Source organism: Hyphomicrobium facile (assembly GCF_900116175.1).
Classification (GTDB): Bacteria; Pseudomonadota; Alphaproteobacteria; order Rhizobiales; family Hyphomicrobiaceae; genus Hyphomicrobium_B; species Hyphomicrobium_B facile.
On sequence record NZ_FPCH01000005.1, the window covers coordinates 164,620 to 191,455 of the forward strand.

Genomic DNA, 26,836 nt, shown 5'->3' on the forward strand with positions numbered 1-26,836 from the left:
CCTTAGCGATAAAGATCGGCGCGCGTTGGCGGCAGAACGGGGTTCGGCTTGGCGGACTTCGATGCGAGCGTCTGGAAGAGACGCAGCGTACCGCGCGAAAACGCCAAGCTTACGCCCGCCAGATACGCAACCCAAATCCGGTACTTTTCTTCGCCGACGTAACTGATGGCCTGCTCGCGGTTGGCGGTCAGGCGTTCGCACCAGAGCTGGCAGGTGCGCGCATAATGAAGACGCCAGCCTTCGACGTCGTGGACCTCGAACCCTGCCCGCTCCATTGCCGCGATCGAGTGGCCGATGTCGTCCAACTCGCCGCCTGGGAAAATGTACTTCGCGATGGCCTTTTTTTCCGGGCGCATGCGCGACTTCATCCAGCCGGTTTTCGGTTTGTGCGCGCGCCGTGAGATGGCGTGATTGAGGAACAGGCCGTCGTCGGCGAGCAGCGAGCGAACCTTCCGCATGTATTCCGGGATGTTCTTCAGGCCGATGTGCTCGTACATGCCGATCGAGGCGATCTTGTCGTAGGTGCCCGTCAGTTTCGAGTAATCGTTCAGTTCGAACGTCACGCGGTCATCGATGCCGAGGCGCTTGGCCTTGGCGCGCGCAAACGCGAGCTGCTCTTCCGACAGCGTGACGCCGTGCGCCACGACGCCGTAGTTCTTCGCCGCGTGGCAGAGGAGGCCGCCCCATCCGGCGCCGATGTCGAGCATCCGCTCGCCGGGCTTCAGGCGCAGCTTCCGGCAGATCATCTCGAGCTTGTCGTGTTGCGCCTGCTCGACGCCGTTCGACCAATCCGTGTAGTACGCGCACGAGTAGACCATCTCGGGGTCGAGGAAGAGCGCGTAAAAGTCGTTCGACAGGTCGTAGTGGAACTGGATGTAGGCCTTGTTGTCTTCGGTCTTGCGGTTCTTGCCGGTGATCTCGCCCCCGAAGCCGTGAGCGTCGCGTGCGTCCGCGGTTTTGGCGAAGAGGAACGGTGACAGCTTCAGAGCGAGGCTCGCGAACTCGCCAGGCTTCATCTTTATGGACTTGGCCTTGCGGCCATCCTGGAGGCCCAAACCGAAATCGACGAGGGTACCGCCCGAAAAGTCGATGCCCTTCTCGACGTATTGGCGAATGATCGAGTCGAGCGATGGACGGCGGAGGATGGCGCCGATGACACCCGGATCGCGGATGGAAATCTCGAAGTCCGATTTCGGCGCGCTGCCGAGCGGCAGGCGGGTGCCGTCCCACAATCGCACCCAGCCGTCGGCATTGAGGCGGCCTGCGAGATCGCGGACCAGCGCGCGCGCCGCCTCGAGTTGCCTGTCGTCCTTCGCACTCATGCGCGTCCCTCGCTTGCCTTCGGCCGCAAGCTCAATAGCGCATCGAAACGGCCAAGTCTTCTCTTCCACATCCGGCGCATTACGCCGCGGCGCGGGCCTCGATCGTGGCCGGGGCTTCCATGATTGCCGCGACGCCCATGCCGCCCGCGGTGCAGACCGAGATGAGGCCGCGGCCGCCCTTGGTCGACAAGAGCTTGGCGAGGTTGGAAACGATACGGGCGCCGGTCGCCGCAAAGGGATGGCCGAAGGCGAGCGAGGAGCCTCTGACGTTGAGTTTCGCGCGATCGATCGAGCCAAGCGGGGCATCCTTGCCCATGTGCGTCTTGCAGTACGCCGGATCTTCCCAGGCCTTGAGCGTGCACAGGACCTGCGCGGCGAAGGCCTCGTGGAGTTCGTAGAAGTCGAAGTCCTGCAGCGTGAGGCCGGCGCGGTCGAGCATCTTCGAGACGGCGATCGTCGGCGCCATCAGCAAGCCATCGCCGCCGACGAAATTGTTGGCGATGTGCTGGCCGAACGTCAAATACGCGAGTACCGGCAGATTGCGCGCCTTCGCCCACTCTTCGGACGCGAGCAGCACGGTCGCTGCGCCATCGGTGAGTGGCGTTGAATTGCCGGCCGTCAGCGTGCCCCGCTCGGATTTTTCAAAGGCGGGTTTCAGGCTCGCCAGCTTCTCGAGCGTGATGTCGGGGCGCAAGTTGTTGTCGCGGAAGACGCCGGCGCATGGAACGATCAGATCGTCCATGTAGCCTTCGTCGTAGGCGGCAGCGCCCTTCTTGTGGCTCTCGTAGGCGAGTTCGTCCTGATCGGCACGCGGGATGTGCCACTCCTGCGCCATCAGCTCGCAGTGCTGGCCCATCGTCAAACCGGTGCGCGGCTCGGCGACGCTCGGGGGTTGCGGCGCAAGCTCGGCCGGCGAAAGCCCCTTGAAGACCTTGATCTTGTCGAGCGCCGTCTTGCCCTGCTGCGCGCCGACGAGGCGCTTCGAGAATTTTTTCGAGAACACGATCGGAGCGTCGGATGTCGTGTCGGAGCCGACGGAGATCGCGCTTTCGATTTCGCCCGTCGCAATCTTGGCAGCCGACATGAGCGCCGATTGCAGCGAGGTGCCGCAAGCCTGGATCAGCGTGACGCCTGGGGTCGATGGCGCGAGCTTCGTCGACAAGACGGCTTCGCGCGCTAGGTTGAAATCCTTGGAGTGCGTGACGACCGCACCGCCGACGACCTCGTCGATGTGCTGGCCTTTGAGGCCGAACCGGTCGACCAGGCCGTTCAAGGCGGCGGCCATCATGTCGAGGTTCGAGAGATCGGCATAAAGCGTATTCGAACGGCAGAACGGGATGCGGACACCGCCAATCACTGCAACGCGCCGGAGTTCTCGTGCCATCAGTATCTCCGTTCATTCCCCTCCCCTCGACGGGGAGGGGTTAGGGGTGGGGTGAGGTGAATTCGAATTACTCTGCGGCTGCTGCAGCGTGCGGAGCGGACGCAGGACCGGCCGCATTCAAGCTCTTTTTGTAATGCAGCGGGCCGCCGCGGAACGGCGCGAAGCCGGTGCCGAAAATCATGCCCGCATCGACGAGGTCGGAGGTTTCGACGACGCCGTCGTCGAGTGATTTCTGCGCTTCCGCGATCATCGGATCGACAAGCTCGCGTCCAAGGCGGTCGAGATCCGCCTTCTCGAATTTCTTGTCCGACTTGACGGGCTTGCCGTCCTTCCAGACGTAGAAACCTTCGCCGGTTTTCTTCCCGAGACGACCAGAGGCAACGAGCCGGTCAAGCCTGGAGCCTTCGCTGCTCTGGCCCAGAATTTTCGCGACGTGGGCGCAGATGTCGAGACCGACGTTGTCCGCAAGTTCGATCGGGCCCATCGGCATGCCGAATGTGCGCGCGGCTTCGTCGATCTTTTCCTTATCCTCACCCTCTTCGAGACGCTTCATCGCGGCGAACATGTAGGGCGTTAGCACCTTGTTGACGAGGAAGCCCGGGACGTCCTTCGTGATCAGCGGGAACTTGTCGATCGCGGTGACGAACGCCGCGCCTTTTTTCACTTCCTCGTCACGGGTGTTGGCTCCGCGCACCACTTCGACGAGCGGCATCTGCGCGACGGGCGAAAAGAAGTGCAGCCCGATCAAACGGCCCGGGTCTTTCAGCGGACTGGCGATGTCCTCAAGCTTCAGCGAAGACGTGTTCGTCGCGAGCACGGCACCCGGCTTGATCTTCGTTTCGAGGTCGGCGAAGAGCTTCTGCTTCACATCGAGCCGTTCGACGATCGCCTCGATGACGACGTCGGCGCGCGAGATGCCCTTGCCTTCGGGGTCCGCAATCAATCGCGCCTTCGCGGCGTCGCGCGCGGGCTTCATCTTGAATTTCCGCGCGAAGAGCTTGCCTTGCGCCTTGATGCCCTTCTCGAGCTGTTCGGCGGAGATATCCTGCAACGTCACTTCCATGCCGGATGCGACGCAGACGCCTGCGATATCGGCGCCCATGGTGCCGGCGCCAATGACGTGAACGCGGCTCGGCCGCCATTTGAAGCCCTTCGGCGCCTGGCCCTTCAGCAGCTCCGTCAACCGGAAGACGCGGCGCAGATTGCGCGAGGTATCCGACACCATCAGCGGTGCGAAAGCCTTCGTCTCCTCGCGCTTCATCGTGTCGAGATCGCCGCCGAATTTCTCGAACAGGTCGATCAGGCGGAACGGTGCGGGATAGTGGTCTTCACGAACCTTTTTCGCCGTCTCCTGACGCATTTTCTTGGCGATGAGGCCGCGCACGGGCCACCTGGTCAGCAACATCTTGGCGAGACCCGCAGACTTCGAACGGCGGTCCTGCAGCACGGCCTTCCGCGCCGCCCAATGCAGCTCTCCGGGGCTGCCGACGAGCTGATCGATGAGGCCCTGAGCTTTTGCGACGGTCGCCCGGATCATGCCGCCCGTCAGCATCAGTTGCATTGCCGCCATCGGGCCGGCCTGCTTGATCGAGCGCGCGGTGCCGTTGAAACCGGGGAAGATGCCGAGCTTCACTTCCGGGAAGCCGACGCGGGTCGAGTCATCGCGCGTCGCGATGCGGTAATGGCAGGCGAGGATCAGTTCGAGGCCGCCGCCGACGCACACGCCATGAATGGCCGCAACGACCGGCACGGGAAGTTTTTCGATCCGGTCGAGCAGATCGTTCACCGGCTTCAGAGCGGCGATGACATCCTGCTCGCTTTGGAACGTCTCGAACTCGCGGATGTCGGCGCCGACGATGTAGCCGCGCTCCTTTCCCGACATGATGACGAGGCCGCGAACATTCTTCGCGCGAACTTCCGCCTCGACGCGCTCGATGATCGCGTTCAGCTCTTCGATGGGGCGGCGCCCGAGAGAGTTCGCGCTTTCGCCTTCGCGATCGAAGGTCGCCCAGGCGATATTTTCGCCGTCGATCTTGAAGCGCCAGTCTTTCAACTGCGTTTCATTCGCTTCAGCCGCTGCGTCCATCATCACTCACCTCAATCGTTCGAGACTTCAACCCGGCTCATTCCGCTGCCAGGCTCTCGGCTCCGCGCGCGTTATGACCGAGCTTCACATAGTGTGGTTTCAATTCTTCCGGATCGAAATGATCGACCGCGATCACGCGCGCGACAAGCTGTTCGACCTCGCGGAGCTGATCGGCCTCCGCCGCGGTGATGACGCCCTTCGCTTCAGCCTCGGCGAACCAGTCGATGCCGTGATACCGCCGTACGACGCCGTCGCGGATAGCCTTTTCAAGCCGCTTTTCGATGGGTTCGGCGGCGATCACCTTTTCCAGCGTCACTTCGAGGATGCCGGTCGGATCGTTGACGTCCTTCGATACGAAAATGTGCCGCGTCAGGCGGTCGCGAGCATCTCCTGGCTGCAACGCGTGGCGCGCCACGAGGTGGCCCTGCACGTCGGACGCGGGTTTAAAGCGGCGTCCGAGCGGGAAGACGACGACGCGCATCAGTGGCCGCGCCAACCGGACGGGGAAGTTGTCGATCGTGCCGCCGATGGCTTCCTGGAAGCGATACAGCGCGTTCTGTGCGGCGAGATCGACGATGTACTCGTCGCCTGCCGGGCGGCCATCGTCGTCGTAACGCTTCAGTATCGCCGCGAGCATGTAAAGCTCGGAAAGCGCATCGGCCATCCGGCCGGTGATCTTCTGCTTCGTCTTGAGGCCGCCGCCGAGCAGCGCAACCGTGAGATCGGCAACGAACGCAAACGAGCGGCTGGCGCGCCCGAGCTGGCGGTACCAGTGGGACATGCGCAGCGCGCCGGCTGGCGCCGCGACGAAGGCTCCGCCCGTCAGATTGTGGACGAAGCCGCCCGTCGCATTCGAGAGCGAAAAGGCGATGTGATTATTGAACGCGTCTTCGAAGGCATCGAGGCCACGCTTTCTATCGGTGTCCTGCGCAGCCTGTACCTCCCTGTAGAGATAGGGATGCGAGCGGAGCGCGCCCTGCGCAAACGTGATCAGTGTGCGCGTCAGAATATTCGCGCCTTCTACCGTGATGCCGACGGGGACCATCTGGTAGGCCGACTGCAGATAGTTCGCGGGGCCGTCGCAGATGCCGCGGCCGCCGTGGATGTCCATCGCGTCGTTGACGGCGCGGCGCATCTTCTCGGTCGTTTGGTATTTCATCAGCGCGGAGATGACCGATGGCCGTTCGCCTCGCGACACCATCGCGGCGGTCATGGCGCGGGCAGCCTCGTTGACGTAAGCGGCTTCGACGATGCGCACGAGCGGTTCTTCGACGCCTTCCATGCGAGAAACGGGAAGCCCGAACTGCTTTCTGATGCGGCCATAGGCGGACGTTACGCGCAGCATCATCTTGGCACCCGCCGTCGCCGACGACGGCAGCGAGATCGCGCGTCCGGCGGAGAGGCATTCCATCAGCATGCGCCAGCCGTGACCGGCCATCGTCTCGCCGCCGATGACCCAATCCATCGGGATGAAGACGTCGTTCCCCCAGTTGGGGCCGTTCGGGAATGCGGCGCCCGACGGCAGATGTCTGCGTCCGATGTTGACGCCCGGATGGCTCGCCGGGATGAGCGCGAGCGTGATGCCGACGTCTTCGCCTTTGCCGAGCAGGTTATCCTGGTCGAAAAGCCGGAACGCCAGGCCGACGAGCGTCGCGTTCGGCCCGAGGGTGATGTAGCGCTTGTCCCACGAGAGGCGGACGCCGAGCGTATCCTTCCCCTGGTAGGTGCCGCGCGTCACGTGGCCGATGTCGCGCATGGTGGCCGCGTCGGAGCCGGAAGTCGGGCCGGTCAGCGAGAAGCAGGGAACTTCCTCGCCTTTCGCCAGTCGCGGCAAGTAATAATGCTTCTGTTCGTCGGTGCCGTACTTCTCGATCAGCTCGCCCGGTCCGAGCGAATTCGGGACCATGACGATCGTCACGACGTCGGGCGAGCGCGAGGCGATCTTGCCGAGAATGAGCGATTGGGCCTGAGGCGAAAATCCGAGACCGCCGTGCTCCTTCGAGATCAGCATGCCGAGAAAGCCGTGCGCCTTGACGAAGTCCCAGATGTTCTCCGGGATTTCGTGCAGGTTATGGCGGATCTGCCAATCGCTGATGAGGCGGCAGAGTTCTTCGGTCGGGCCGTCGAGGAACGCCTGTTCCTCCGGCGTCAGTTCAATCGGCGGAATGGATTGGAGCTTGTCCCAGTCGGGCGTGCCGGAAAAAAGCTCGGCGTCGAAGCCGACGGTACCCGCTTCGAGGGCTTGGGACTCGGTGTCGGAGACTTTGGGGAGAATTTTGCGGATGCGGGCGAAGACGGGCGCGACGACGAGGTTCCGGCGGACGGACGGAATCGAGAGCGCTGCGAGCGCCAAGAACGGGACCCATGCGATCCATGCTAAGAGCCCGGAGCAACCGCTGGTCGCGAGCCACGTGAAGACGCCGACCGCTGCAGCCCAGCCCCAAAGCGGCGCGCGGATCATTCCCAGCGCCAGGAAGCCGATCAAAGCCACCAGTAAAAGTACGACGGGCGCCATTTCCGTGCCTCCCATACGGGCTGCCGCCGCAATCGCGGCGAGCCCAGTCATCAGCGTTAACGTATAGGTCAATCTAGGGATTTCTCGCGAGCAGTCCAGACGGGGCGCCATAATGGGCGCCACGACGCGTTCCTGGCCTCAGGTATCCTGCAGTCGTTCGGCCATGTCTCGCGCCCAGTTAATCACGTTTCTGCAACGGAACCTAACTTGCAGGTACATCGCCCTCATCCATCCCGTTCCCAATCCGCCGGAACAGATGCTGCGCGCTAATCCTTAAGGATTGCAGAAATCAGCGGACGGGCTTCTCGGGGGCCTCGCCGAAAAGATCGGCGACGAGGGTTTGATACCACTCGGCGCTCTCCTGATAGGTCTCGCGGCGAAGCTCGGCGCTATCGTCAGGTTTGGAAATGAACGGCTCTTTGACTTCGAGATAGGGCTTTCCATCCTTTGTTGCCGGTACGTAGTCGCCGCCGATTTTAGCACTGTTGTCGGGCGCGAGCATTGACCAGCACGTATTTCTGTATTTGCCGGGGGCGCGGGGCTTGCCCTCGAGGCTCGCAAGGATGTCGGCTGCGACGACGCCCGCCTGGCTGACGGCGGAGTATGCGGATTTCGGCATGTCGTTTGCTATCGCGGCATCCCCGAGGACGTAGACGTCCCTCGCCTTGGTCGACGCAAAATTCTCCGGGTGGACCGGACACCAGTCGTTCTCGGTGAGGCCCGCGTGGGCCGCAATCGATCCCGCCTTCTGCGCCGGGATGATGTTTGCGAGGGCGGCCCGTTCCGTGCGGCCGGCCTTCGTCGTCACGACCCCGGTCGCCGCATCCACTTTGACGACCGCGAAATCGTCGATCTCGTTCGTCAGGTTTATCTCGATGATGCCCTTGTAATACTCCTCGAACGCCTCCTCGAAGACGGCCTGCTTCGAATATGTTTTCTTGGCGTCGAAAAGGATGAGCTTGGCTTTCGGCTTCTTCGTTTTTAAGAAGTGCGCGATCATGCAGGCGCGTTCGTAGGGGCCCGGCGGGCAGCGGTACGGATTGGGCGGAGCGGACATCACGACGAGGCCGCCATCGGGCAGCGCCAGCAGCTTTTCCTTGAGCAGCCACGTCTGCTCGCCCCCTTGCCACGCGTGCGGCATGATCTTGGCGGCTTCCGGCGAGTAGCCTTCGATCGTCTCGTATTTGAAATCGATGCCTGGAGCGACAACGAGCCGGTCGTACTTCATGGGCTCAGAGCCGCGCGCCAGCGTCACGGTCTTTGCCTTCGTGTCGATTGCCGTCGCGGTATCAGTGACGACGTCGATGCCGCGCTTCTTCACGCCCGCATAATCGTGCGTGATCGATTTGAAGGACCGGAACCCGCCGAGATAAAGGTTCGAATAAAAGCAGGTCGTATATTTTTCCTTCGGCTCGACCAGCGTTATGTCGAGGCGCGGGTCGGAAGACTTGAGGCGATTTGCGACTGTCACGCCGCCGGGGCCGCCGCCGATGACGATGATCCTGGCCGGGCCTGAGCCAAGTGCCGGTCTTGGCAGCCCGGACGCCGCAACGAGACTTGCGCCTGCGGTCAGCAGAGAAAATTCGCGGCGCGTGATCTCGGTCATTCCCCCGCCTCTCATTTCAACATCCGGCCTGAAGCCCGGCCCGCGCCTTTTGACCGTCAGCTTAGGCGTTTCAAAGGCTCATTTGCCACGGGCAGTTACCCGGTGTCAGGAAAATAAATCGTAAGGAAGCTGGAGGTCGCGCGAGCGGGTATCCTATATTACACGCAACCTTCAGCTTCGAGGCCCGGCGCGTGCCAGATCCCATCGATATTTCAATTCTGAGCCGCCGTGAATTCGTTGCAGCGGGCGCCGCAGCGGCGGCCTTTGCTCCCTTCGTTGCCCGTGCCGAAGACCCGGCGCCCGGCGCGCCGCTCCCCAGCCAAAAATTCAAGGATGATTTCGCCCGGATCACCGGTTCCGCCACACCGGTCGAAGGCAAGATCACGGTTGATTTGCCGGAGACCGCCGAGAACGGCAATTTCGTGCCGATCACCATTGTCGTCGACAGCCCGATGACGGACACGGATTACATCAAGGCGATCCATCTTCTCTCGACGGAAAATCCCGCCGCGCATGTCGCCACGTTCCATTTGTCGCCGGTCAACGCCGTCGCGCGCGTCCAGTCGCGGATGCGGCTCGCGAAGACGCAGGACGTCGTGGTCCTGGCGGAGCAATCCAATGGCGAGATGCTGATTTCGACGACGCGCGTCAAGGTCGTCATCGGCGGCTGCGGGATTTGAGGGGCAAGCACCATGGCAGCCAATCCGCGCATCAAGCTTCCCGAGACCGCCGCCATCGGCGACGTCATCGAGATCAAGACGCTCATCACGCACGTGATGGAAACCGGCAATCGCCACGACAAGACCGGCAAGCCGATACCGCGCGACATCATCCATGCTTTCGTTGCGAAGTTCGACGGCCGCGAAGTATTCCGCGCCGAGTTTGGGCCGGGCATCTCCGCGAACCCGTATCTGGCGTTTCACATGCGCGTTCCGGGCCCCGGCATTTTCGAGATCGCGTGGACGGACGATCACGGCGTCACGACGGTTGCGACGGCTCAGCTGAAGTTAATTTGATTGTGCGCGTGTTTGATTGTGCTCCGCGACTCGCGTTCCTGCCAAGCCAGCCGCCGGGCACGGCCGTGTTGAGCGCATTGCTCGATCAAGAAGCAAGTTAGCGGCCGCGGCGTACTCTCGGTGAAAAATTCACCGAGGCAATCTGCGGATGAGATGCATTCGGATTAAATTCGACGAATTGAGCACAGCCTACAGCAGTCAACATCACGGGATAGGTTTTCCCGGTCCCAGAAACGGCGATAAGAATTCCGCGCGCCTCAATTGTTTCGACGCGACAAGCCGTGAGGGCGGATTAGCCCCTCAGACTATTTCATCGCCAACGCGCCCAGAATTCGAAGACTGAACCAACTCGCAGCGAACGCGAAAGGGAAGATCGTCATGTCTCATCATCTCGATTCACCGTTGGCTCGTCAGGACATTCGCCTCGACATTACGGATCTCTATCTTTTCAGAGGTGAAGTCGGGACTGTCTTCGCCATCAATGTCTGTCATTCGATCTTTGGACCAATTCCGTCGCCCGGCTACCATCCAGAGGGCATGTACGAATTCAAGATCGATCTCGATGGCGACGCGGTAGAGGACATCACCTATCGCATCACCTTCGACGAACGCGACACCAACGGTAAACAGCGCTTCGTGCTGGGCCGTATCGCCGGCGCCGAGGCGACCGACCCCCATGCTTCCGGCGTGGTGGTTGCCGAGGGTGTCACGGGCGACGAGGTGAAGACCAAAACAGGTCTACGCATCTGGGCCGGAAAGGCAGGAGATCCATTCTGGATCGAACCGGATGTTCTGCACGCCGTAGGACACGCTTTTCAGGATGGAACGACCATCGACTTATCCAAGTGGGATGCTGCCCAAGCGAAGAATCTGTTTGCTGGCCATACCGTCTACTCGATCGTGCTGGAGGTGCCGGACAAAGAAATTCTGAACGGTACCGCAGGCGACAATCACCTCATCGGGGTGTGGGCCGTTGCGTCACTCGCCACCGATGCGGGTGGTTGGCGTTCGATCAATCGTGTCGGCCTACCGATGATCCACCCGCTATTCACGCAATTCAATGAGGACTTGGGAAACAATCTGAATGCTGGCCAGCCTGCCGATGACTTCAAGACACACGGCGAACTCGTCATCAAGTCGATTGCAAACACCGTCGGCGCGTATGGAACCGCAGATGATCCGAGGGCATATGCAGAGACGGTCGCGCATAGGTTCTGCCCGAATATTCTTCCCTATACGGTCGGTACTCCTGCGGTGTTTGGCTTTGCCGAATGGAACGGCCGATCACTAACGGACAACGCGCCGGACGTGATGTTCACGATCGCCGCAAATACGCCGATCCGTCTTGGGATCGGCAGGGAATCGGTCGCGTCGAAGCCGTCGAAAAAATTCCCCTACGTTCCGGCTGCCATTTGAGACCTTTTGCTTTGTGCCCGGCGACACGCGTTCCGCGATCCGGCCGCCGGGCACGGGGGTGCGCGCCAACTCTGCGGAACAGAACCGGTTGAAAATAGAGCGAAGGGGCAGATCGGCGCGGCCTCGTGTTTTTTTATTTTTATTCGGGATGCAGCCTTCGCCGATCCGCGACACGCAACGGAGGTGGGCCCCCATTTCGAACCGTCGACACCGCCATCCGCCCGCGCATTCCGATTTTTCGAACGGGCGTTGAACCACGGCGCCACATAGCGGCTACCGCAGCCGGCAGACGACCCCGGATCCAGCTGATGGGTCCCGGCAGTCCGGCGCGCTCCTTGCCGCCCTCAGGCGCCCAGCTCGAGCCTTGAGCCCTTCGCACGCGGCAGGATCAGCGGAGTATGCGGCGGGCTGGACAAGCGGGGATAAGTTTTTATCTCCAGCGCACGCTGCCTATTCGCCACCCACTTCAATGGGGCGCGGGAGGTATTTTTCAGATTGCGGATTTTTACCGGTTCTGCCTGCAAACGCTCCACAAACGAGCATTCCTTCGCTTGCGCGGCGCAATACATTCGGGCGACGATTATGCGCAGAGCAAGGGAACTAATCGCGGGGATTTTTCTATGGATCAGCGTTCGAAGCGGCTTCTCTTTGGGATCGCCGTGATGGCTGTTGGCTGCCTCGTTCCCTCAGTCGGGCTTTCTCTACTCGCGGGTATCGATACCGGCCGTGCGATTGCTGAGCCTTCGGAAAGTACCGAAGAGGATGCTTTCAATGCCGCCAAGGAGCTTGGCACGGTTGAGGCGTGGAACGCCTTCCTGAGAAATTATGCTACGGGCTATCACGCTGATCTGGCCCGCGCCTATCTCAAGAAGCTCGGCGATCCGGCCGCCGACGTTCCCTCGCCTGCGGACGATTTCCCTGTGGCCGCGGGGTCGTGGGGTGGGATCGTCCGGGACGGGCCTGGCCAGAACTACCGCCGGATCGATACCTTGGTCGAGGGTCGGCGCGTGACCCTCATCGAACGAACAGACGTCGTATGGAACGGCTTTCCGTGGTTCAAGATCGCCTACGGGAAAAAGGGACACGGCTATCAATGGGGTGGAATTCTCTGTTCCACGGGAGCTGAACGCGCGGGCATCTACGAGACCTGCCCGCCTCCTCCATCCGCAAAGAGCCAGGGGCCCCCCCCCCACGGCGAAACCCGCTGCGCGTTGAATCGGCCTAGGCGGTCGGCTCCCTGTTTGTCGGAAGCCCGGCGTCCAGCCTGGATCGCGGTGAAAAGAGCGAAGCGTGCCTGTTCATAGGCGGCTCTAAGATTGTTGGCTTTTTTTCCGAAACCTGTGTCGGAGTGGCCCCTCGCCGTTCGTCCTGGTGCGGTGATGGACTTCAAAATGATCTCGGGCGAGGCAATAATCGGGCTTCGCCGGGCAGGATGACAGGGAGGCGACATGACAGGCGTACGGGTCTTGGTTGGAACGCGGAAGGGCGCATTCGTGTTGACGTCCGACGGCACGCGAAAATCCTGGGACGTCAGCGGCCCGCATTTTCCCGGTTGGGAAATCTACCATCTGAAGGGCTCTCCGGCCGATCCCAACCGTATTTACGCCTCGCAATCCAGCGGTTGGTTCGGGCAGCAGATCCAGCGATCCGACGACGGCGGCAAGACCTGGGCGCCCGTCGACAACAAGTTCGCCTATGACGGCGTTCCCGGTACGCACCAATGGTACGACGGCACCCCTCACCCGTGGGAATTCAAGCGGGTCTGGCACATCGAGCCATCGCTCACCGATCCGGATACGGTCTTTGCGGGCGTCGAGGATGCAGCCTTGTTCCGCACGAGCGACGGCGGAAAATCGTGGGCCGAAGTTCCGGGTCTTCGCGGTCACGGATCGGGGGCGCATTGGATGCCCGGCGCGGGCGGCATGTGCTTGCATACTATTCTGCTCGACCCCGTCGATCCAAAGCGGATGTTCATCGCGATTTCGGCCGCGGGCGCGTTCAGAACGGATGACGGCGGTGAAACGTGGCAGCCGATCAACAAGGGGTTGCGGTCGGAGTACATACCGGACCCGCACGCCGAAGTCGGCCACTGTGTGCACCGCCTCGCGATGCACCCGTCACGGCCCAACGTTCTTTTCATGCAGAAGCATTGGGACGTGATGCGGAGCGACGATGCCGGCAATTCGTGGCACGAGGTGAGCGGCAATCTTCCGACGGATTTCGGGTTTGTCATCGACGTGCACGCGCATGAACCGGAGACGATCTACGTCGTGCCCATCAAGAGCGACGCCGAGCACTTCCCGATGGACGGCAAGCTGCAAGTCTGGCGCAGCCGCTCGGGCGGAAACGAATGGGAGGCTCTGACCAAGGGTCTGCCGCAATCGAATTGCTACGTGAACGTCCTCAGGGACGCGATGGCCGTCGATACGCTTGACACTTGCGGCGTCTACTTCGGGACGACGGGCGGACAAGTCTATGCCTCGGCGGACGCGGGCGATACGTGGAGCGCCATCGTTCGCGATCTGCCGGCTGTGCTCTCGGTAGAAGTTCAGGCTCTCAAATGATCCGCGTCGTGCTGCCGTCGCATCTCAGAATGCACGCGAACGTCAACGGCGAGATCCTGCTCGATGTGGACGGGGAAGCGACGCAGCGGTCGCTGCTCGACGCGCTCGAGGCCCGCTATCCCGTGTTGCGTGGAACGATCCGGGATCACGATACGCAAAAGCGGCGGCCGTTCCTGAGATTTTTTGCCTGTCAGCGAGATCTTTCGCACGAGCCCGCGGACGCGCCACTGCCCGATGAGGTCAGGAGCGGATCGAAGCCCTTCCTGATCGTCGGCGCGATTGCGGGAGGGTGATTGCGCGCGCCGCCAATAAATAAAAAGGGGCACCTCCGACGCGATACTTCGGACGAGGTGCCCCGAGTGAATGGTATCCGGGAGCTGCTATTTCAGTGGTTCGATCGGCGTTGCGTCGGCCTGTAACTTCCAGACAAGCACGGCGCGGACCGACTGCACGGTTGCGTCGTCGATATCGAAGCGGGCCTTTTCGTTGGCGCAATGAAGCACCCACCATTTGTACGCTTCGCTCTTGTCCGAGCCGCTGCCACTTTCACCGTCGAATTGCGAATACCGGTATTCGACCTTGAGAGACAGTCTCTTGTCGATCCTGTCGAGCTTGGTCTCGATGCCGCCGCCGACCGTCCAGCCATCGAGATCGCCGGCTTTCAAAGTGACGCTCGTCGGTAATTTGAAGTTGTCGAACTCAGCAGTCACTTCGCCGTTCTGGTTCATGCGCGAAAAGCCGCCCAAGCCGTAGACCAGGAGATCGGGTCGCACCAGGACGCCAAGCCTGCCGCCGACGGTCCAAACCCCCGCGCGGTTAAGCTCGCCGGAGAGCGATCCGTGTTTCGTGCTTCCGGAAGAACTTTCGTCGCCGTTCGGGTAGAAGTCGTAATCGGCAAAGGCGCCGATCAGGATCCGGTCGCCGAGGAGGCGGTCGTAGCCTACCTGCACGGTGCCGAAGACCTTCCAGGCGTCATCGTTCATGCCCCCTGAGAGGTAGTCGTCCTTCGGATAGGAGCAACCCCACCAGTACAAGCAAAAAATATCCGTTCGCTTCGCGGCTGCCGAGGCATTCTGATCGATGCTGACGCCGCCGATGCCGGCGCCTACGGAAAATCCGGACCAACCGTCGGCTGGCGGTGGAATGGGTGCAGGCGCGTCCTTCAGGCTGCCGCCCGCAAACGCTCCGGTTGACTGAAACAAAATAAACGCGACCAACGCAACACTCTTACGCATCACAATACTCGCTCCCCGTTTAGTCTCCCCGTTTCTTTTCCCGATGCGGATATCAACAGGTTATCCACGAGTTGTTGCTACCGATGGAGCTTTGCGGCAGCAAGTTGTTCGTACACTGAACACAGTGATTCTAAGTTTCCGCTGCTTTTTGATCACTATACGGACGGCTTCTATAGCGCAGCATTTCAACGCCGCGATTTAAATAATCCGAGCAATGATAATTGTTTAATCGTCAGACCGTTCATTGGATCTGATTTGTGACGCTCGTGCGCGACGAGCTAAGCGCAAGCAGCCGCTTCCGCTCGCATCAGCGGGGTCGCCACATTTCTCCACAGCTGTGGATGAGGCGTCAGCCGACCTGCGCTTCGTCCTTCAGGAGCTTGTAATTGATGCTGTCGAGAAGGGCCTCGAAGCTCGCATCGATGATGTTCGGCGAGACGCCGACCGTCGTCCAGCGTTCGCCGGTGGTTGCATCGTGGCTCTCGACGAGGACGCGCGTCACGGCGTCGGTGCCGCCTTCGTGCGTCTGCGTCAGGATGCGGACCTTGTAGTCGACGAGTTCGACGTTCTCGATATGCTTCTGGTAACGGCCGAGATCGCTTCGCAGCGCTTTGTCGAGCGCATTGACCGGGCCGTTGCCTTCGCCGACCGAGACCAGCGGCGCGTCGTCGCCCGCGATCGATACGGTGACGACCGCGTGCGAGACGGTTCCATTGCCGTTCATCGCTCTCGATCGCTCTTCGCGCCGTTCGACGGTCACGCGAAAATTGTCGACCGAGAAATAGCGCGGCACGGTTGCGAGCGCGCGGCGCGCGAGAAGTTCGAACGATGCCTCGGCTGCCTCGTAGGAATACCCCTGATCCTCGCGCACCTTCACCTCGTCGAGGAGCGCTTGCACGCGCGCATCGTCCTTGTCGGACGGCAGGCCCAGCCGCTCCAGCGCGGACGTCAACGAGGAACGTCCGCCTTGCTTGGAGACGAGAATGCGCCGTTCGTTGCCGACGCTTTCGGGCGGAACGTGCTCGTAGGTTTCCGGCGCCTTCATCAGCGCGGAGGCGTGAATGCCGGCTTTCGTGGCGAAGGCGCTTTCGCCGACGTAGGGCGCGTGGCGGTTCGGCGCCTCGTTCAGAACTTCGTCGAGAACGCGGCTCGCGTGCGTGAGGGTGCGCAGCTTGTCGGGCGTGACGCCTGTCGTGAAGGCGTCCGCGAATTCGCTTTTCAGAAGCAGCGTCGGGATGATCGATGTCAGATTGGCGTTGCCGCAGCGCTCGCCGAGGCCGTTGAGCGCGCCCTGGATCTGGCGACATCCGGCGCGGATGGCCATCAGCGTGTTGGCGACGGCGTTGTCGGTATCGTTGTGCGTATGGATGCCGAGGTTTGCGCCCGGAACGTGCTTCGCGACATCGGCAACGATACGTTCGATTTCGTGCGGCAGCGTTCCGCCGTTGGTATCGCAGAGCACGACCCAGCGAGCGCCGGCGTCATAGGCCGTCTTGGCGACGGCTAGCGCGTAATCGCGGTTCGACTTGTAACCGTCGAAAAAATGCTCGCAATCGATCATCGCCTCGCGCTGCGTTTCGACGACGGCGCCGACCGATTGGCGGATCGTTTCGAGGTTTTCCTCGTTCGTGATGCCGAGGGCGACGCGCACCTGGTAGTCGGACGATTTCGCGACGAGACAGATGCTGTCGGCGGAGGACTGAAGAACGGCCTGCAGGCCTGGATCGTTGGATACGGAACGGCCCGAGCGCTTCGTCATGCCGAACGCCGTGAAGCGGGCAGACTTCAGGTTCGGACGTGAAGAGAAGAGTTCCGTGTCGGTGGCGTTGGCGCCCGGAAAGCCGCCCTCGATATAGTCAATCCCGAGGTCGTCCAGCACGCGCATGAGGCGGCGCTTGTCTTCAAGCGAAAAGTCGACACCCGTCGTCTGCGCACCGTCGCGCAGCGTCGTATCGAAGAGGTAGAGGCGCTCTTTGCTCATGACGCTTCTTGAGGCTCAGCTTTGGCCGGACTTCCGGCGAGACGCTTTACCATGGTCGTGTTGGAAAGCCATTGATCATCGAGGGGAATGGAATTGCGTTGCGCTGCGACGTAGCCGCGACGCTCAAAAAACGGCACGGCCGTATCGCTCGCATCGACTGTGACCCCCTCGGCTCCACGTGCGGCTGCGATCTTCTCGAGCGCGTCGGCAAGCGCGGTGCCAACCCCCTCGCCCGCGAAGTCCGGATGCACATAAAGCATATCAATGGTTTTATTGTCCTTAAGGGACCCGAAACCGAGGTATTCGCCGTCGAGCTGAACGACGAGCGTCAGCGCCGCCGCGAGCCTGTCGCGGAAGGCGGCCGCATCCTCAGCTGTCGCGACCCATGCGAGCCGCTGATCCTCGTCGTAGTCATCACCCGTCAGCTCATCGATGCTTTGCGCGAAGAGATCGCGCAGCACCATGGCATCGGCTGGGAGGAAGGGACGGAGCGGGTAGTCGTCGGTCATGGTTTACCAAAGCGGTTTTGGCGGCCGGTTTTGCCGGCTCGGTTAAGGTTCTGATGGTCCTCGGGTGCTGCGGCTTCGGCCTATCCCCATGTCGCCATTGGCGCAAGGCCTTGCAAGGTCGCGCTCACTATTGTTGGCCTTGGCGACACGCGTGCCGCGCGCCGGCCGCCAAGGCGGGTGTTCTTCCTGGAGCCGGCCGCCAGCGGGGACGTTCAGCCCTGCATTTGAATGTTGCCCGCTGAACGTGTAGCAGGGCTGCGAATCGGGATCGTGACCTACGGGGCAAGGAAGAATGCAGAAGATTTTCGCTCTTGCACTGCTGATGTGTTCTTGTTCCTCGCTCGCACATTCAGAAGACGATCAGCCGGGCGCTGACATGCCGAAAGACTGTGTCGCCAAGGCTATGGAAATAGGCCAAGAGACAGATTCCGAATTCAAACGCATGTCGCACACGGTGATCGCCTTCCAACCGCCGTTAAGGGGCACAAACTTGCTTACCGTTGATTGCGGCCCGGGGTCGGCTATCGGCGGTCCGGGAATAAGCCTTTATTGGCAGACTGCCTTTCCGCCTGCTGCGTACTACGAACTCTTGGCCAAGGCGGGAGCGGTACTGACAGGCGAAAGTCAATCCGCGCTATTAGCGGCGACGAAGTCCTGCGCGAAGCAAGCTCTCGCTGAGGAAACAGAAATGGCCGATCAGCTGACGGCAAAAGCCAAGATCGAGTGTCACGCCTTCGTCCGGAACGGAGGATCTGTCGGCACCTTCATCTATCTACGCGACAAGGACGATTGAAATTTAATCCAAGTTCGTGGCTGAGGTGGCTAGCATCATTTGGGCAGCGCATGCGGACGAGCTGCCCGTTGACTGGATCCCGGCTTTCGCCGGGATGACGGTGGGTGGTGATGAGCGCGGGCTGACTGACACCGTTTGGCATCTTCGGCTTGGCCCGAAAATGACGGTGGGTGGAGTGGCGCCGTGGGTCCTGGCTCTCCGCCGCGCCGCGGCCGGGATGACTGAGGTTGCTAGCGCGCGATTTCCCAGGTGGTTTCGATCTCGCCGGTTTCCTTGTTCTTCGTGTCCTTGAGGGCAATGCCCATCTTGGCGAGCTCGTCGCGGATGCGATCGGACTCGGCGAAGTCCTTGCGCTTTCTCGCTTCGAGACGGGCGATGATCATGGGTTCGACGGTGGATGCCACGGATTGCGCGGTTTCCGCCGCGCGCGCGTCCGCCTGTCTCAGCGTTGCGCCGTCGAAGCCTAGAAAGCCCAGCGCCGCGCCGAGGTTTTTGAAGTCCTTGGCGGCGGCGTAGCCGTGAAGCTCGGCGATGGCTTTCGGCGTGTTGAGATCGTCTTCGAGCGCTTCGATAACGTCACGCGGCAAGCTTGTGCGGTCGTCGGTATCGAGGCCTTCGTGTGCAAACCAGCCCGTCAGGATCTTCTGACTTTCCTCGAGCCCCTTCTTCGTCCAGTCGATCGGCTGGCGATAGTGCGTCCTCAGCATGTTGAAGCGCAGCACCTCGCCCGGCCAGCCGTCGGTCAGCAGCTCATGAATCGTCACGAAGTTGCCGAGGCTCTTCGACATCTTCTCGCCTTCGACCTGCAGGAAGCCGTTGTGCATCCAGACGTTGGCCATTTTCGACGTGCCGTGGGCGCAGCGCGATTGTGCGATCTCGTTCTCGTGGTGCGGGAACGTCAGGTCGATGCCGCCGCCATGAATGTCGAATACGGGGCCGAGCAACGCGCCCGCCATTGCCGAGCACTCGATGTGCCAGCCGGGGCGGCCCGGAGTCTTGATGCCGCTCGGTGAAGGCCACGCGGGCTCGCCCGGCTTCGAAGGCTTCCAGAGCACGAAGTCCATCGGGCCTTTCTTATACGGCGCGACCTCGACGCGGGCTCCGGCCTCCATCTCCTCCAGCGTGCGGTTGGAGAGGCGCCCGTAATCGGGCATCGAGCCGACGTCGAAGAGCACGTGATCTTCCGCGACGTAGGCATGGCGGCGTTTCACCAGGGCTTCGATCAGCGAGACCATGTCCTCGCGGCCGTCCTTGCGGCGGATGTACTCTGTCGCGCGCGGCTCGTAGGTGGGCGGCAGAACGCCTAAGGCTGCGATGTCGGCGTGGAACTGGTTCTCGGTCGCTTCCGTGACTTTGCGGATCGCTTCGTTCAGCGGCAGGCCGGGGTAATCGCGCGCGGCGCGGGCGTTGATCTTGTCGTCGACGTCCGTGATGTTCCTGACGTACGTGACGTGATCGGGGCGGTAGATGTGGCGGAGCAGCCGGAACAGCACGTCAAACACGATCACCGGGCGCGCGTTGCCGATGTGGGCGTAGTCGTAGACGGTTGGACCGCAGACGTACATGCGGACGTTCGACGGGTCGATCGGCACGAACTCGGCCTTTTGCCGGGTCAGGGTATTGTAAAGTTTGAGCGCCAAACTGGACCTCTTGCGTCGCGTGTCTCTGCGGTTCGGCCGGAAGATATTCCGGAAACGTGAGTATGCCATAGGCCGCCTTGGGCGGCACAAGGGCGCCGTCGCGCCTTAGTCGGTTGTCCCCTGCCCCGTCAAGCCGCGTCCAAGTTTTTGAAACCCCACGTAAAATGGGTCACGTCGCAATTGCTCCGCATTGACCCGCTAGCAAATCGCTGCTTAGGGTCCGGAAAGTGCCGGTTCGGATGGCTTCATCCGGAGCGCGAAAGCCGTCAAAAGGGGCGTCGGGGAGCAGGCGTGAGCCAAGGGAATTCGATCAATATTGCCGCTCGCCGGTTGCTGCTCGTGGCGACGGCGACGCTGCTCGCCCTGCTTTTGGTGTCGGAAGTGGCCTCGGCGCAGAGCTGGTGGCCCTTTGGCGGCGGAGGCGGCGACCGTGAGGACAGCGAGCGTGCGCCAGTTCCGCAGGAGCCCGTTTACCGAGAGCCGCCGCCACCGGCACAGGCCCCACCGCCCTATCCCGCTCCCGGCCAGCAGCAATACCCGCCGCAGTCCCAGTATCCGGCTCAGCCGCAATATCCGAATTCTCCGGCAGCGCCTGGTGCGCCTGCCGCTCCGGGCGCCCCTGGGGCTCCGGCGCAGCCGGCGACGAACTGGTCCGCCAAGAACCCGATTTGCTACCAGCTCGAGCAGCGGCTCGTGCAGGAAGGGCAGAAGAGCGGTCAATCGCAGAGCGATCTGCCGCGACTCGAAAACGAGATCCGGCAGCTCGAGCGCGTCGCCGACCAGACCGGCTCGCAGCTCGATCGCGGCTGCTACGAGTATTTCCTCTTCACCAAGTCGCTGAAGAACACTCCGCAGTGCAAGGACCTAGCACGGCAGTCGGACGCGACGAAGCGGCGGCTCGCCGATCTCGACGCCCGGCGGCGCGATATTCTCGGTTCCGCCGGGCGCTCCTATCAGGACGACATCATCCGCGAACTTGCGCGCAACAACTGCGGCGCGAACTACGTCGACATGGCGCGCCGCAGCCGCGGCGATAGCGGCATGTGGGAAGACGAGGAATCGAGCGGCGGCAACGTATGGAACCCCAACGCCGCAAACGGGGCGCAAACGTACCGGACGCTCTGCGTTCGACTTTGCGACGGCTTCTATTTCCCGGTGAGCTTCTCGACGCTGCCGAGCCATTTTGCCCAGGACGCCGATGCGTGCACCTCGAAATGCGCGGCGCCGACTGAGTTGTATTACTATCCAAACCCTGGCGGCACGGTCGAGCAATCCGTGGCGCTCAGATCGCAAGAGCCCTACACGCGGCTCAAGTTCGCCTTCCGCTACCGGAAGGAATACGTGAACGGCTGCTCGTGCAAGACGGCCGAATACGTGCCGCCGCCGGAGGGTGCGCCCGACAAGAAGGCCGACGCGACGACGCCCGGCTCGAAGACGCCTGCGCGCCGTGCCGAGGGCGCGGGGACGACCGCGATCACGACCGGTTCGACGGCTGCGCGCTCACCGGCCCCCTCGCCTGTGGCTCAGCCCGGCAACGCCGGTGGATGGCAGACCGAGGCCCAGCCTCAGTAGCGCTCCCCACTGACGTCATGCCGACGGAGGTCGGCATCCAGACGAGCTTCAACTGACCGGGTGGATGCGGGAGCTGCGGGACGTACCGCCCGCACCGAAGGCGCTGGCCGTTGCCTCTCTCAGCAACGTCATGCCCGCGCAGGCGGACATCCGACCAAGTCTCTGGCTTGGATGGATCCCGGCCTTCGCCGGGATGACGGTGGGTGGAGACGCGCGATGCGCGTCAAGCGCGTTTGCCTTCGAGGCGCGCGAGCACGCGGTCGCGGCCCATCAACGGCAGTAGCGTCTTCAGTTCCGGACCGGCTTCGCGACCGGTCAAGGCGAGCCGCAGCGGATGGAACAGGGCCCGGCCCTTGGCGCCCGTCTTCGCTTTGACGGCGGCCGTCCACTCCGACCAGGTGTTCTCGCTCCACGGCGCGTCCGGCAAGACGCTCGCGGCGGCGACGGTCAACTTCGAATCTTCGATCACCGGCTCGATGTCGCCCGCGACCACGTTCCACCAGATGCTGGCGTCGCCGAAGGTCTCGAGGTTGCCGCGGACGGCATTCCAAAAGTGCTCACGGCCTTCGATGCCGGCGGCGCGCAGACGCTCCGCGACGGCTGCGTATTCGAGCGTGTGAAGGAGCTTGCTGTTCAGCACCTTCAGCTCGGCGACATCGAAGCGTCCGGGGGCCGTCGAGATTTTCGAGAAATCGAGCTTGGCTGCGAGGTCATCGCGCGACTGCAAGGGCTCGATCGCGTCCGACGTGCCGACGAGCGCCGCATGGCAGAGGACCGCCATCGGCTCAAGGCCTTCGTCGCGGAAGCTTTGGATCGAGAGCGCGCCGAGGCGTTTCGACAGCGCCTGTCCGTCGGCGCCGACGAGCAGCGAGTGGTGACCGAATGCGGGAGGCGTCGCGCCCGCCGCTTCGAAGATCGCCATCTGCACGCCCGTGTTCGTCACATGATCTTCGCCGCGTACGATGTGCGTGATGGCGAAATCGACGTCGTCGATGACGCTCGTGAACGTGTAGAGGTACGTTCCGTCGCCGCGGATCAGCACCGGGTCGGACAGCGAGCCGAGATCGACCGACTGATCGCCGCGGATCAGGTCGTTCCATGAAATGAGCGTCGGCTGCGGTGTGAGCCCGCGTCCTTCGGAAGTGTTCGGCAGCCTGAAGCGCCAATGCGGCTTCTCACCGGCTGCGATTTTGGCGGCGATCTCTTCCGCTGAGAGCTTCAGCGCGGCGCGGTCGTAGATGGGCGGCCGGTGCATCGCGAGCTGGCGCTTGCGGCGGCGGTCGAGTTCCTCTTCCGTCTCGAAGCACGGATAGAGCGCCCCTGAGGCTTTGAGCGCTGCTGCTGCTTCGTCGTAGCGGGCCGTCCGGTCCTGCTGGCGCGCGAAATCGTTCCAGGTGAGTCCGAGCCAGGTCAGGTCATCGCGGATTGCGGCGGCGAATTCCTCCGTCGAGCGCACCGTGTCGGTATCATCGAGGCGCAGCAGGAAGCTGCCGCCGTGCTTCCTGGCGAACAGCCAGTTAAGCGCGGCCGTCCGGATGTTGCCGATGTGGAGCCGCCCTGTTGGGCTCGGTGCGAAACGGACGCGGGGTGTCATGTCTGGCCTTTGATCGATTCAGCGCCGCACCCTACTTCCTGCTAGGCCAAACGCAAGGGAGGGCCGGCGTAACCGTCATCCTAGGCGGGCATCCGCCCAAGTCTCTGGCCTGGATCGCTCCCGGCCTTCGCGGGATGACGTTGGAAGTAGGAACTACATGCCCTTGCCGCCAGCTTTGGTTGCAGGCGCGGCGATCGCTTGCGCCACATCCTCGCGGAATTTGTTGGTGATCGGATAGCGGCGATCGCGGCCGAAGTTCCGGGCCGAAATCTTGACGCCGGGAGCCGCCTGGCGGCGCTTGTATTCGGCGAGATAGAGCAGCCGTTCGACCTTCTTCACCGTTTCGACGGCGTGGCCGCGAGCGATCACGTCGGCGACCGGCATCTCCTTTTCGACGAGGCATCTGAGGATGTCGTCGAGCGCTTCGTAGGGCGGAAGCGAATCCTGATCGGTCTGGTTAGCGCGGAGTTCGGCCGTCGGCGCTTTCGTCAGGATGCGTTCGGGAACGACGACGCCCGAGGGACCGAGCGCGCCTTCCGGCACATGGGCGTTGCGCCAGCGCGTCAAGTCGTAGACCTCGGTCTTGTAGAGATCCTTGATCGGATTGTAGCCGCCGTTCATGTCGCCGTAGAGGGTCGCGTAGCCGACGGACATTTCGCTCTTGTTGCCGGTGGTGACGACCATGCCACCGTACTTGTTCGACACGGCCATCAGGATCGTACCGCGCACACGGCTCTGCATGTTCTCTTCGGTGATGTCGGCATTGGAGCCGGCGAAAAGATCCTTGAGGCTCCAGGTGAGGCCAGCGACGGTCGGTTCGATCGAAATCTTGTCGTAGCGAATGCCGAGCGCCTTCGCGCAGGCGGCGGCATCGTGCAAACTGTCGTCGGACGTATATTTCGAAGGCAGCATGATCGCGTGGACGCGCGCGGGTCCCAGCGCATCGACGGCGATGGCCGCGACGAGCGCTGAATCGATGCCGCCGGAAAGTCCGAGTACGACGCCCGGGAAACCGTTTTTCTCAACGTAGTCCCTGAGGCCCAGGACGCAGGCCTGATAGGCGGACGCCGGACCTGCGGGAAGCTTCGCGACGTCTCCCCGCTCGCACCGCCAGCCGTCCGCGGACTTTTTCCACTCGATCAGAACGATCGCTTCGCGCCACGCGGGAAGCTGGATGGGCAAACTGCAATCGGCGTTCAGCACGAACGACGCGCCGTCGAATACCAATTCGTCCTGGCCGCCGACCTGGTTGAGATAGGCGAGCGGCAAGCCGCTTTCCGTCACGCGTGCGACGGCGACGTTCATGCGGTTATCGGGCTTCGGCCAATCAAACGGCGAGCCGTTGGGCGATACGAGGATTTCGGCGCCGGTTTCGGCAAGCGTCTCGACGACCTCCGAGCCCCAGATGTCTTCGCAGATCGGCACGCCGATGCGGACGCCACGGACGTTCAATGGCCCCGGCATCGGCCCCGCCGCGAAAACGCGCTTTTCATCGAAGACGCCGTAGTTCGGCAGATCGACTTTCAGCGTCGTTGCCTGGATGCGGCCGCCATCGAGCAGTGCAACGGCATTATAGACCTTGCCCTCGTGGTTCCAGATCGCGCCGATCAGAATCGCCGGGCCTTCGGCGCAGGCGGCGGCCAACCATTCGAGCCGCTCGCGCGTCGCCTGTTGAAACGCTGGTTTCAGGACGAGGTCTTCCGGCGGGTAGCCGTTGAGAAAAAGCTCGGGGAACACGACGACGTCGGCGCCAAGCTCCTTGGCTCGGGCGTGGGCGGCTGCGGCGCGTTCGGCATTGCCGTTCAAATCCCCGACGACGGGATTGAGCTGAGCGAGGGCGATCTTGAGCGAATGGGGTGCGGTCATGCCCGGTATTTAGAGTGCACCGCAATCCAGGTCCAGGACCACGACGTCCTGGCCAGAACGCAGGATGCGCTCAACCCGAGTCATCTCAACCCGAGTCATCGTCGCAAGGGACCGGGAATTCGACGTCCGGGTCCCAGCAGATATCGCTCTCGTGGATGCGTTGATCAACCGGCGCCGGTCGCGCGTGGGCCGTGGCCGCGGAAATTCCCGCGATCGCGGCCAAGATCAGAAGGAGGCGTATTCGCATTGCCGCAAAACCGAATTGGCGGCTCGCAATCGCAAGCCGCCAATCAGTATACAGCATTTGCCGCCGGCGGGAAATTTCGCTGGCTATGCGGTCAGCGTTTTCGGTTCCGGCCGCCCGTCAGCATCTCGCTCTTTCTTCAATTGCTCAGCAACGAGGAAGGCAAGTTCCAACGCCTGGTCGGCGTTGAGGCGCGGATCGCAGTGGGTATGGTAGCGGTCCGAAAGGTCCTGCTCGGAAATCGCCGTCGCACCGCCGGTGCATTCGGTGACGTTTTGGCCGGTCATCTCGACGTGGATGCCGCCCGCGTGCGTTCCCTCGGCCCGGTGGACTTCGAAGAACGACAGGCTTTCCTTCAGGATGCGATCGAAGGGCCGCGTCTTGTAGCCGTTGACGGCGGAGATCGTGTTGCCGTGCATCGGGTCGCAAGACCAGACTACGGAACGGCCGGCCTTCTTAACCGCGCGAATGAGCTTCGGGAGGTGCGCTTCGACCTTGTCGTAGCCGAACCGGCAGATGAGCGTCAGGCGGCCGGGCTCGTCCTTCGGGTTCAGAAGGTCGATCAGGCGCAACAGACCGTCGGCGTCGAGCGAGGGGCCGCACTTCAGGCCGATCGGATTCTTGATGCCGCGGCAGTACTCGATGTGGGCGTGATCGGGCTGGCGCGTCCTGTCGCCGATCCAGATCATGTGCCCGCTCGTCGCGTACCAGTCGCCGCTCGTCGAATCCTTTCGCGTCAGCGCCTCTTCGTAGCCGAGAAGCAGCGCTTCGTGGCTGGTGTAGAAGCTCGTCGTGCGAAGTTGCGGCGTGTTGTCGGACGTAATTCCGCAAGCGCGCATGAACTGCAGCGTCTCGGAGATGCGGTCGGCGATCTCCTGATAATGATGGCCCTGCGGGCTATCCTTCACGAAGCCCATGTTCCACTGGTGCACGCGCTCGAGGTCGGCATAGCCGCCCGTTGCGAAGGCGCGGATCAGGTTCAGCGTCGCCGCCGACTGGCGGTAGGCTTCGAGCTGACGGACGGGATCAGGGATGCGGGCTTCCGCCGTGAACTCCGGCCCGTTGATGATGTCGCCGCGATAGCTCGGCAGCTCCAGACCGTTCTTCTTCTCGGTCGGCGCGGAACGCGGTTTCGCGAACTGCCCGGCGATGCGCCCAAGCTTCGTAACGGGCTCGCCGCCGGCATACGTCAGCACCACCGCCATCTGCAGAAAGACGCGGAAGAAATCACGGATATTGTCGGCGCGGTGCTCGGCGAAGCTCTCGGCGCAGTCGCCGCCCTGGAGCAGAAAACCGGTGCCCGATGCGATGACCGCGAGCTGCTTTTTCAGCTCCCGCGCTTCACCTGCAAAAACGAGCGGGGGGAACGTCGCGAGCTTGGCTTCGGCGTCGGCCAAAGCCTTGGCGTCCGGATACTCCGGCACCTGCATGATGGGCTTGTTGCGCCAGCTGTCCGGCGACCATTTTTCGAGTGGGGCGTTCGACGCCATAGT

Annotated in this window: 20 protein-coding genes; 8 read left to right on the forward strand and 12 right to left on the reverse strand. The window is 62.5% G+C overall.

Translation table 11 applies throughout. The features are described from left to right. Positions 1 to 2 precede the first annotated feature (2 nt). The 5 genes from BM399_RS20335 to BM399_RS20355 form a co-directional block, all read right to left on the reverse strand. Positions 3 to 1,322: an SAM-dependent methyltransferase gene (locus tag BM399_RS20335; protein WP_092869723.1), complete on the reverse strand. Its 1,320-nt coding sequence runs from the start codon at positions 1,320 to 1,322 to the stop codon at positions 3 to 5. Between the two features lie 79 nt (positions 1,323 to 1,401). Beyond that, positions 1,402 to 2,706, reverse strand: coding sequence for an acetyl-CoA C-acetyltransferase (locus BM399_RS20340; RefSeq protein ID WP_092869621.1), 1,305 nt, complete (start codon positions 2,704 to 2,706; stop codon positions 1,402 to 1,404). 67 nt (positions 2,707 to 2,773) lie between these two features. Beyond that, the gene (locus BM399_RS20345) at positions 2,774 to 4,795 is read right to left on the reverse strand and encodes a 3-hydroxyacyl-CoA dehydrogenase NAD-binding domain-containing protein (protein ID WP_092869622.1); all 2,022 of its coding nucleotides are present in this window, start codon (positions 4,793 to 4,795) and stop codon (positions 2,774 to 2,776) included. Between the two features lie 34 nt (positions 4,796 to 4,829). Further along, positions 4,830 to 7,379, reverse strand: coding sequence for an acyl-CoA dehydrogenase (locus BM399_RS20350; protein WP_244531412.1), 2,550 nt, complete (start codon positions 7,377 to 7,379; stop codon positions 4,830 to 4,832). A gap of 217 nt (positions 7,380 to 7,596) precedes the next feature. After that, positions 7,597 to 8,913 (reverse strand): NAD(P)/FAD-dependent oxidoreductase, encoded by a 1,317-nt coding sequence (locus tag BM399_RS20355; protein ID WP_092869623.1) that lies wholly within the window; start codon positions 8,911 to 8,913, stop codon positions 7,597 to 7,599. A 191-nt stretch (positions 8,914 to 9,104) separates the two neighbouring features. Here BM399_RS20355 and soxY point away from each other — a divergent pair, with 191 nt between their 5' ends. The 6 genes from soxY to BM399_RS20385 all read left to right on the forward strand — a co-directional run bounded on the left by soxY (position 9,105) and on the right by BM399_RS20385 (position 14,202). Continuing rightward, positions 9,105 to 9,593: a thiosulfate oxidation carrier protein SoxY gene (gene soxY / locus BM399_RS20360; protein ID WP_092869624.1), complete on the forward strand. Its 489-nt coding sequence runs from the start codon at positions 9,105 to 9,107 to the stop codon at positions 9,591 to 9,593. 12 nt (positions 9,594 to 9,605) lie between these two features. Next, positions 9,606 to 9,929 carry a thiosulfate oxidation carrier complex protein SoxZ gene (gene soxZ / locus BM399_RS20365; protein WP_092869625.1) on the forward strand — a complete coding sequence of 108 codons (324 nt, stop codon included), beginning with the start codon at positions 9,606 to 9,608 and terminating at the stop codon, positions 9,927 to 9,929. 378 nt (positions 9,930 to 10,307) lie between these two features. After that, positions 10,308 to 11,345: a DUF4331 family protein gene (locus tag BM399_RS20370; RefSeq protein ID WP_092869626.1), complete on the forward strand. Its 1,038-nt coding sequence runs from the start codon at positions 10,308 to 10,310 to the stop codon at positions 11,343 to 11,345. Between the two features lie 620 nt (positions 11,346 to 11,965). Beyond that, positions 11,966 to 12,649, forward strand: a complete 684-nt coding sequence (locus BM399_RS20375; RefSeq protein WP_092869627.1) for an SH3 domain-containing protein — start codon at positions 11,966 to 11,968, stop codon at positions 12,647 to 12,649. 144 nt (positions 12,650 to 12,793) lie between these two features. Beyond that, positions 12,794 to 13,909, forward strand: a complete 1,116-nt coding sequence (locus BM399_RS20380; protein WP_092869628.1) for a WD40/YVTN/BNR-like repeat-containing protein — start codon at positions 12,794 to 12,796, stop codon at positions 13,907 to 13,909. Continuing rightward, complete coding sequence (locus BM399_RS20385) at positions 13,906 to 14,202, forward strand: MoaD/ThiS family protein (RefSeq protein WP_092869629.1); 297 nt, start codon at positions 13,906 to 13,908, stop codon at positions 14,200 to 14,202. The genes BM399_RS20380 and BM399_RS20385 overlap by 4 nt, the downstream gene beginning before the upstream one ends. Positions 14,203 to 14,289: 87 nt before the next feature. On the opposite strand, the gene BM399_RS20390 is transcribed toward BM399_RS20385, so the two are convergent. The 3 genes from BM399_RS20390 to BM399_RS20400 form a co-directional block, all read right to left on the reverse strand. After that, on the reverse strand, positions 14,290 to 15,144 hold the full coding sequence (locus BM399_RS20390) for an outer membrane protein (RefSeq protein ID WP_092869630.1): 855 nt from the start codon (positions 15,142 to 15,144) through the stop codon (positions 14,290 to 14,292). Positions 15,145 to 15,493: 349 nt separating this feature from the next. Further along, a complete protein-coding gene (gene cimA / locus BM399_RS20395) occupies positions 15,494 to 17,125 on the reverse strand; it encodes a citramalate synthase (protein WP_092869631.1) in 1,632 nt (543 codons plus the stop codon). After that, positions 17,122 to 17,634 (reverse strand): GNAT family N-acetyltransferase, encoded by a 513-nt coding sequence (locus BM399_RS20400; RefSeq protein ID WP_092869632.1) that lies wholly within the window; start codon positions 17,632 to 17,634, stop codon positions 17,122 to 17,124. The genes cimA and BM399_RS20400 overlap by 4 nt, the downstream gene beginning before the upstream one ends. A gap of 292 nt (positions 17,635 to 17,926) precedes the next feature. Here BM399_RS20400 and BM399_RS20405 point away from each other — a divergent pair, with 292 nt between their 5' ends. Continuing rightward, positions 17,927 to 18,427 carry a hypothetical protein gene (locus tag BM399_RS20405; protein WP_092869633.1) on the forward strand — a complete coding sequence of 167 codons (501 nt, stop codon included), beginning with the start codon at positions 17,927 to 17,929 and terminating at the stop codon, positions 18,425 to 18,427. 230 nt (positions 18,428 to 18,657) lie between these two features. Here BM399_RS20405 and cysS read toward each other — a convergent pair whose 3' ends face one another. Further along, positions 18,658 to 20,067 (reverse strand): cysteine--tRNA ligase, encoded by a 1,410-nt coding sequence (cysS, locus tag BM399_RS20410; RefSeq protein WP_092869634.1) that lies wholly within the window; start codon positions 20,065 to 20,067, stop codon positions 18,658 to 18,660. Positions 20,068 to 20,358: 291 nt separating this feature from the next. Between cysS and BM399_RS20415 the strand changes: the two genes are divergently transcribed. Next, positions 20,359 to 21,639 (forward strand): DUF2865 domain-containing protein, encoded by a 1,281-nt coding sequence (locus BM399_RS20415; protein ID WP_092869635.1) that lies wholly within the window; start codon positions 20,359 to 20,361, stop codon positions 21,637 to 21,639. Between the two features lie 223 nt (positions 21,640 to 21,862). Here the strand turns inward: BM399_RS20415 and gltX are convergent, their stop codons facing one another. The 3 genes from gltX to BM399_RS20435 all read right to left on the reverse strand — a co-directional run bounded on the left by gltX (position 21,863) and on the right by BM399_RS20435 (position 26,833). Further along, positions 21,863 to 23,233 carry a glutamate--tRNA ligase gene (gene gltX, locus BM399_RS20420; RefSeq protein ID WP_092869636.1) on the reverse strand — a complete coding sequence of 457 codons (1,371 nt, stop codon included), beginning with the start codon at positions 23,231 to 23,233 and terminating at the stop codon, positions 21,863 to 21,865. Positions 23,234 to 23,386: 153 nt separating this feature from the next. Beyond that, positions 23,387 to 25,099, reverse strand: coding sequence for an NAD+ synthase (locus BM399_RS20425; protein ID WP_092869637.1), 1,713 nt, complete (start codon positions 25,097 to 25,099; stop codon positions 23,387 to 23,389). A 330-nt stretch (positions 25,100 to 25,429) separates the two neighbouring features. Beyond that, positions 25,430 to 26,833, reverse strand: coding sequence for a class II 3-deoxy-7-phosphoheptulonate synthase (locus tag BM399_RS20435; RefSeq protein ID WP_092869639.1), 1,404 nt, complete (start codon positions 26,831 to 26,833; stop codon positions 25,430 to 25,432). Positions 26,834 to 26,836: the final 3 nt, after the last annotated feature.

Coding starts and splice junctions, on each gene's coding strand:
- soxZ (WP_092869625.1), top strand. CDS start 9,606: ATGGCAGCCAATCCGCGCATCAAGCTTCCCGAGACCGCCGCCATCGGC.
- BM399_RS20435 (WP_092869639.1), bottom strand. CDS start 26,833: ATGGCGTCGAACGCCCCACTCGAAAAATGGTCGCCGGACAGCTGGCGC.
- BM399_RS20390 (WP_092869630.1), bottom strand. CDS start 15,144: ATGCGTAAGAGTGTTGCGTTGGTCGCGTTTATTTTGTTTCAGTCAACC.
- BM399_RS20380 (WP_092869628.1), top strand. CDS start 12,794: ATGACAGGCGTACGGGTCTTGGTTGGAACGCGGAAGGGCGCATTCGTG.
- BM399_RS20345 (WP_092869622.1), bottom strand. CDS start 4,795: ATGATGGACGCAGCGGCTGAAGCGAATGAAACGCAGTTGAAAGACTGG.
- BM399_RS20335 (WP_092869723.1), bottom strand. CDS start 1,322: ATGAGTGCGAAGGACGACAGGCAACTCGAGGCGGCGCGCGCGCTGGTC.
- BM399_RS20385 (WP_092869629.1), top strand. CDS start 13,906: ATGATCCGCGTCGTGCTGCCGTCGCATCTCAGAATGCACGCGAACGTC.
- BM399_RS20370 (WP_092869626.1), top strand. CDS start 10,308: ATGTCTCATCATCTCGATTCACCGTTGGCTCGTCAGGACATTCGCCTC.
- BM399_RS20340 (WP_092869621.1), bottom strand. CDS start 2,706: ATGGCACGAGAACTCCGGCGCGTTGCAGTGATTGGCGGTGTCCGCATC.
- BM399_RS20400 (WP_092869632.1), bottom strand. CDS start 17,634: ATGACCGACGACTACCCGCTCCGTCCCTTCCTCCCAGCCGATGCCATG.
- gltX (WP_092869636.1), bottom strand. CDS start 23,233: ATGACACCCCGCGTCCGTTTCGCACCGAGCCCAACAGGGCGGCTCCAC.
- BM399_RS20375 (WP_092869627.1), top strand. CDS start 11,966: ATGGATCAGCGTTCGAAGCGGCTTCTCTTTGGGATCGCCGTGATGGCT.
- BM399_RS20355 (WP_092869623.1), bottom strand. CDS start 8,913: ATGACCGAGATCACGCGCCGCGAATTTTCTCTGCTGACCGCAGGCGCA.
- BM399_RS20425 (WP_092869637.1), bottom strand. CDS start 25,099: ATGACCGCACCCCATTCGCTCAAGATCGCCCTCGCTCAGCTCAATCCC.
- BM399_RS20405 (WP_092869633.1), top strand. CDS start 17,927: ATGCAGAAGATTTTCGCTCTTGCACTGCTGATGTGTTCTTGTTCCTCG.
- cimA (WP_092869631.1), bottom strand. CDS start 17,125: ATGAGCAAAGAGCGCCTCTACCTCTTCGATACGACGCTGCGCGACGGT.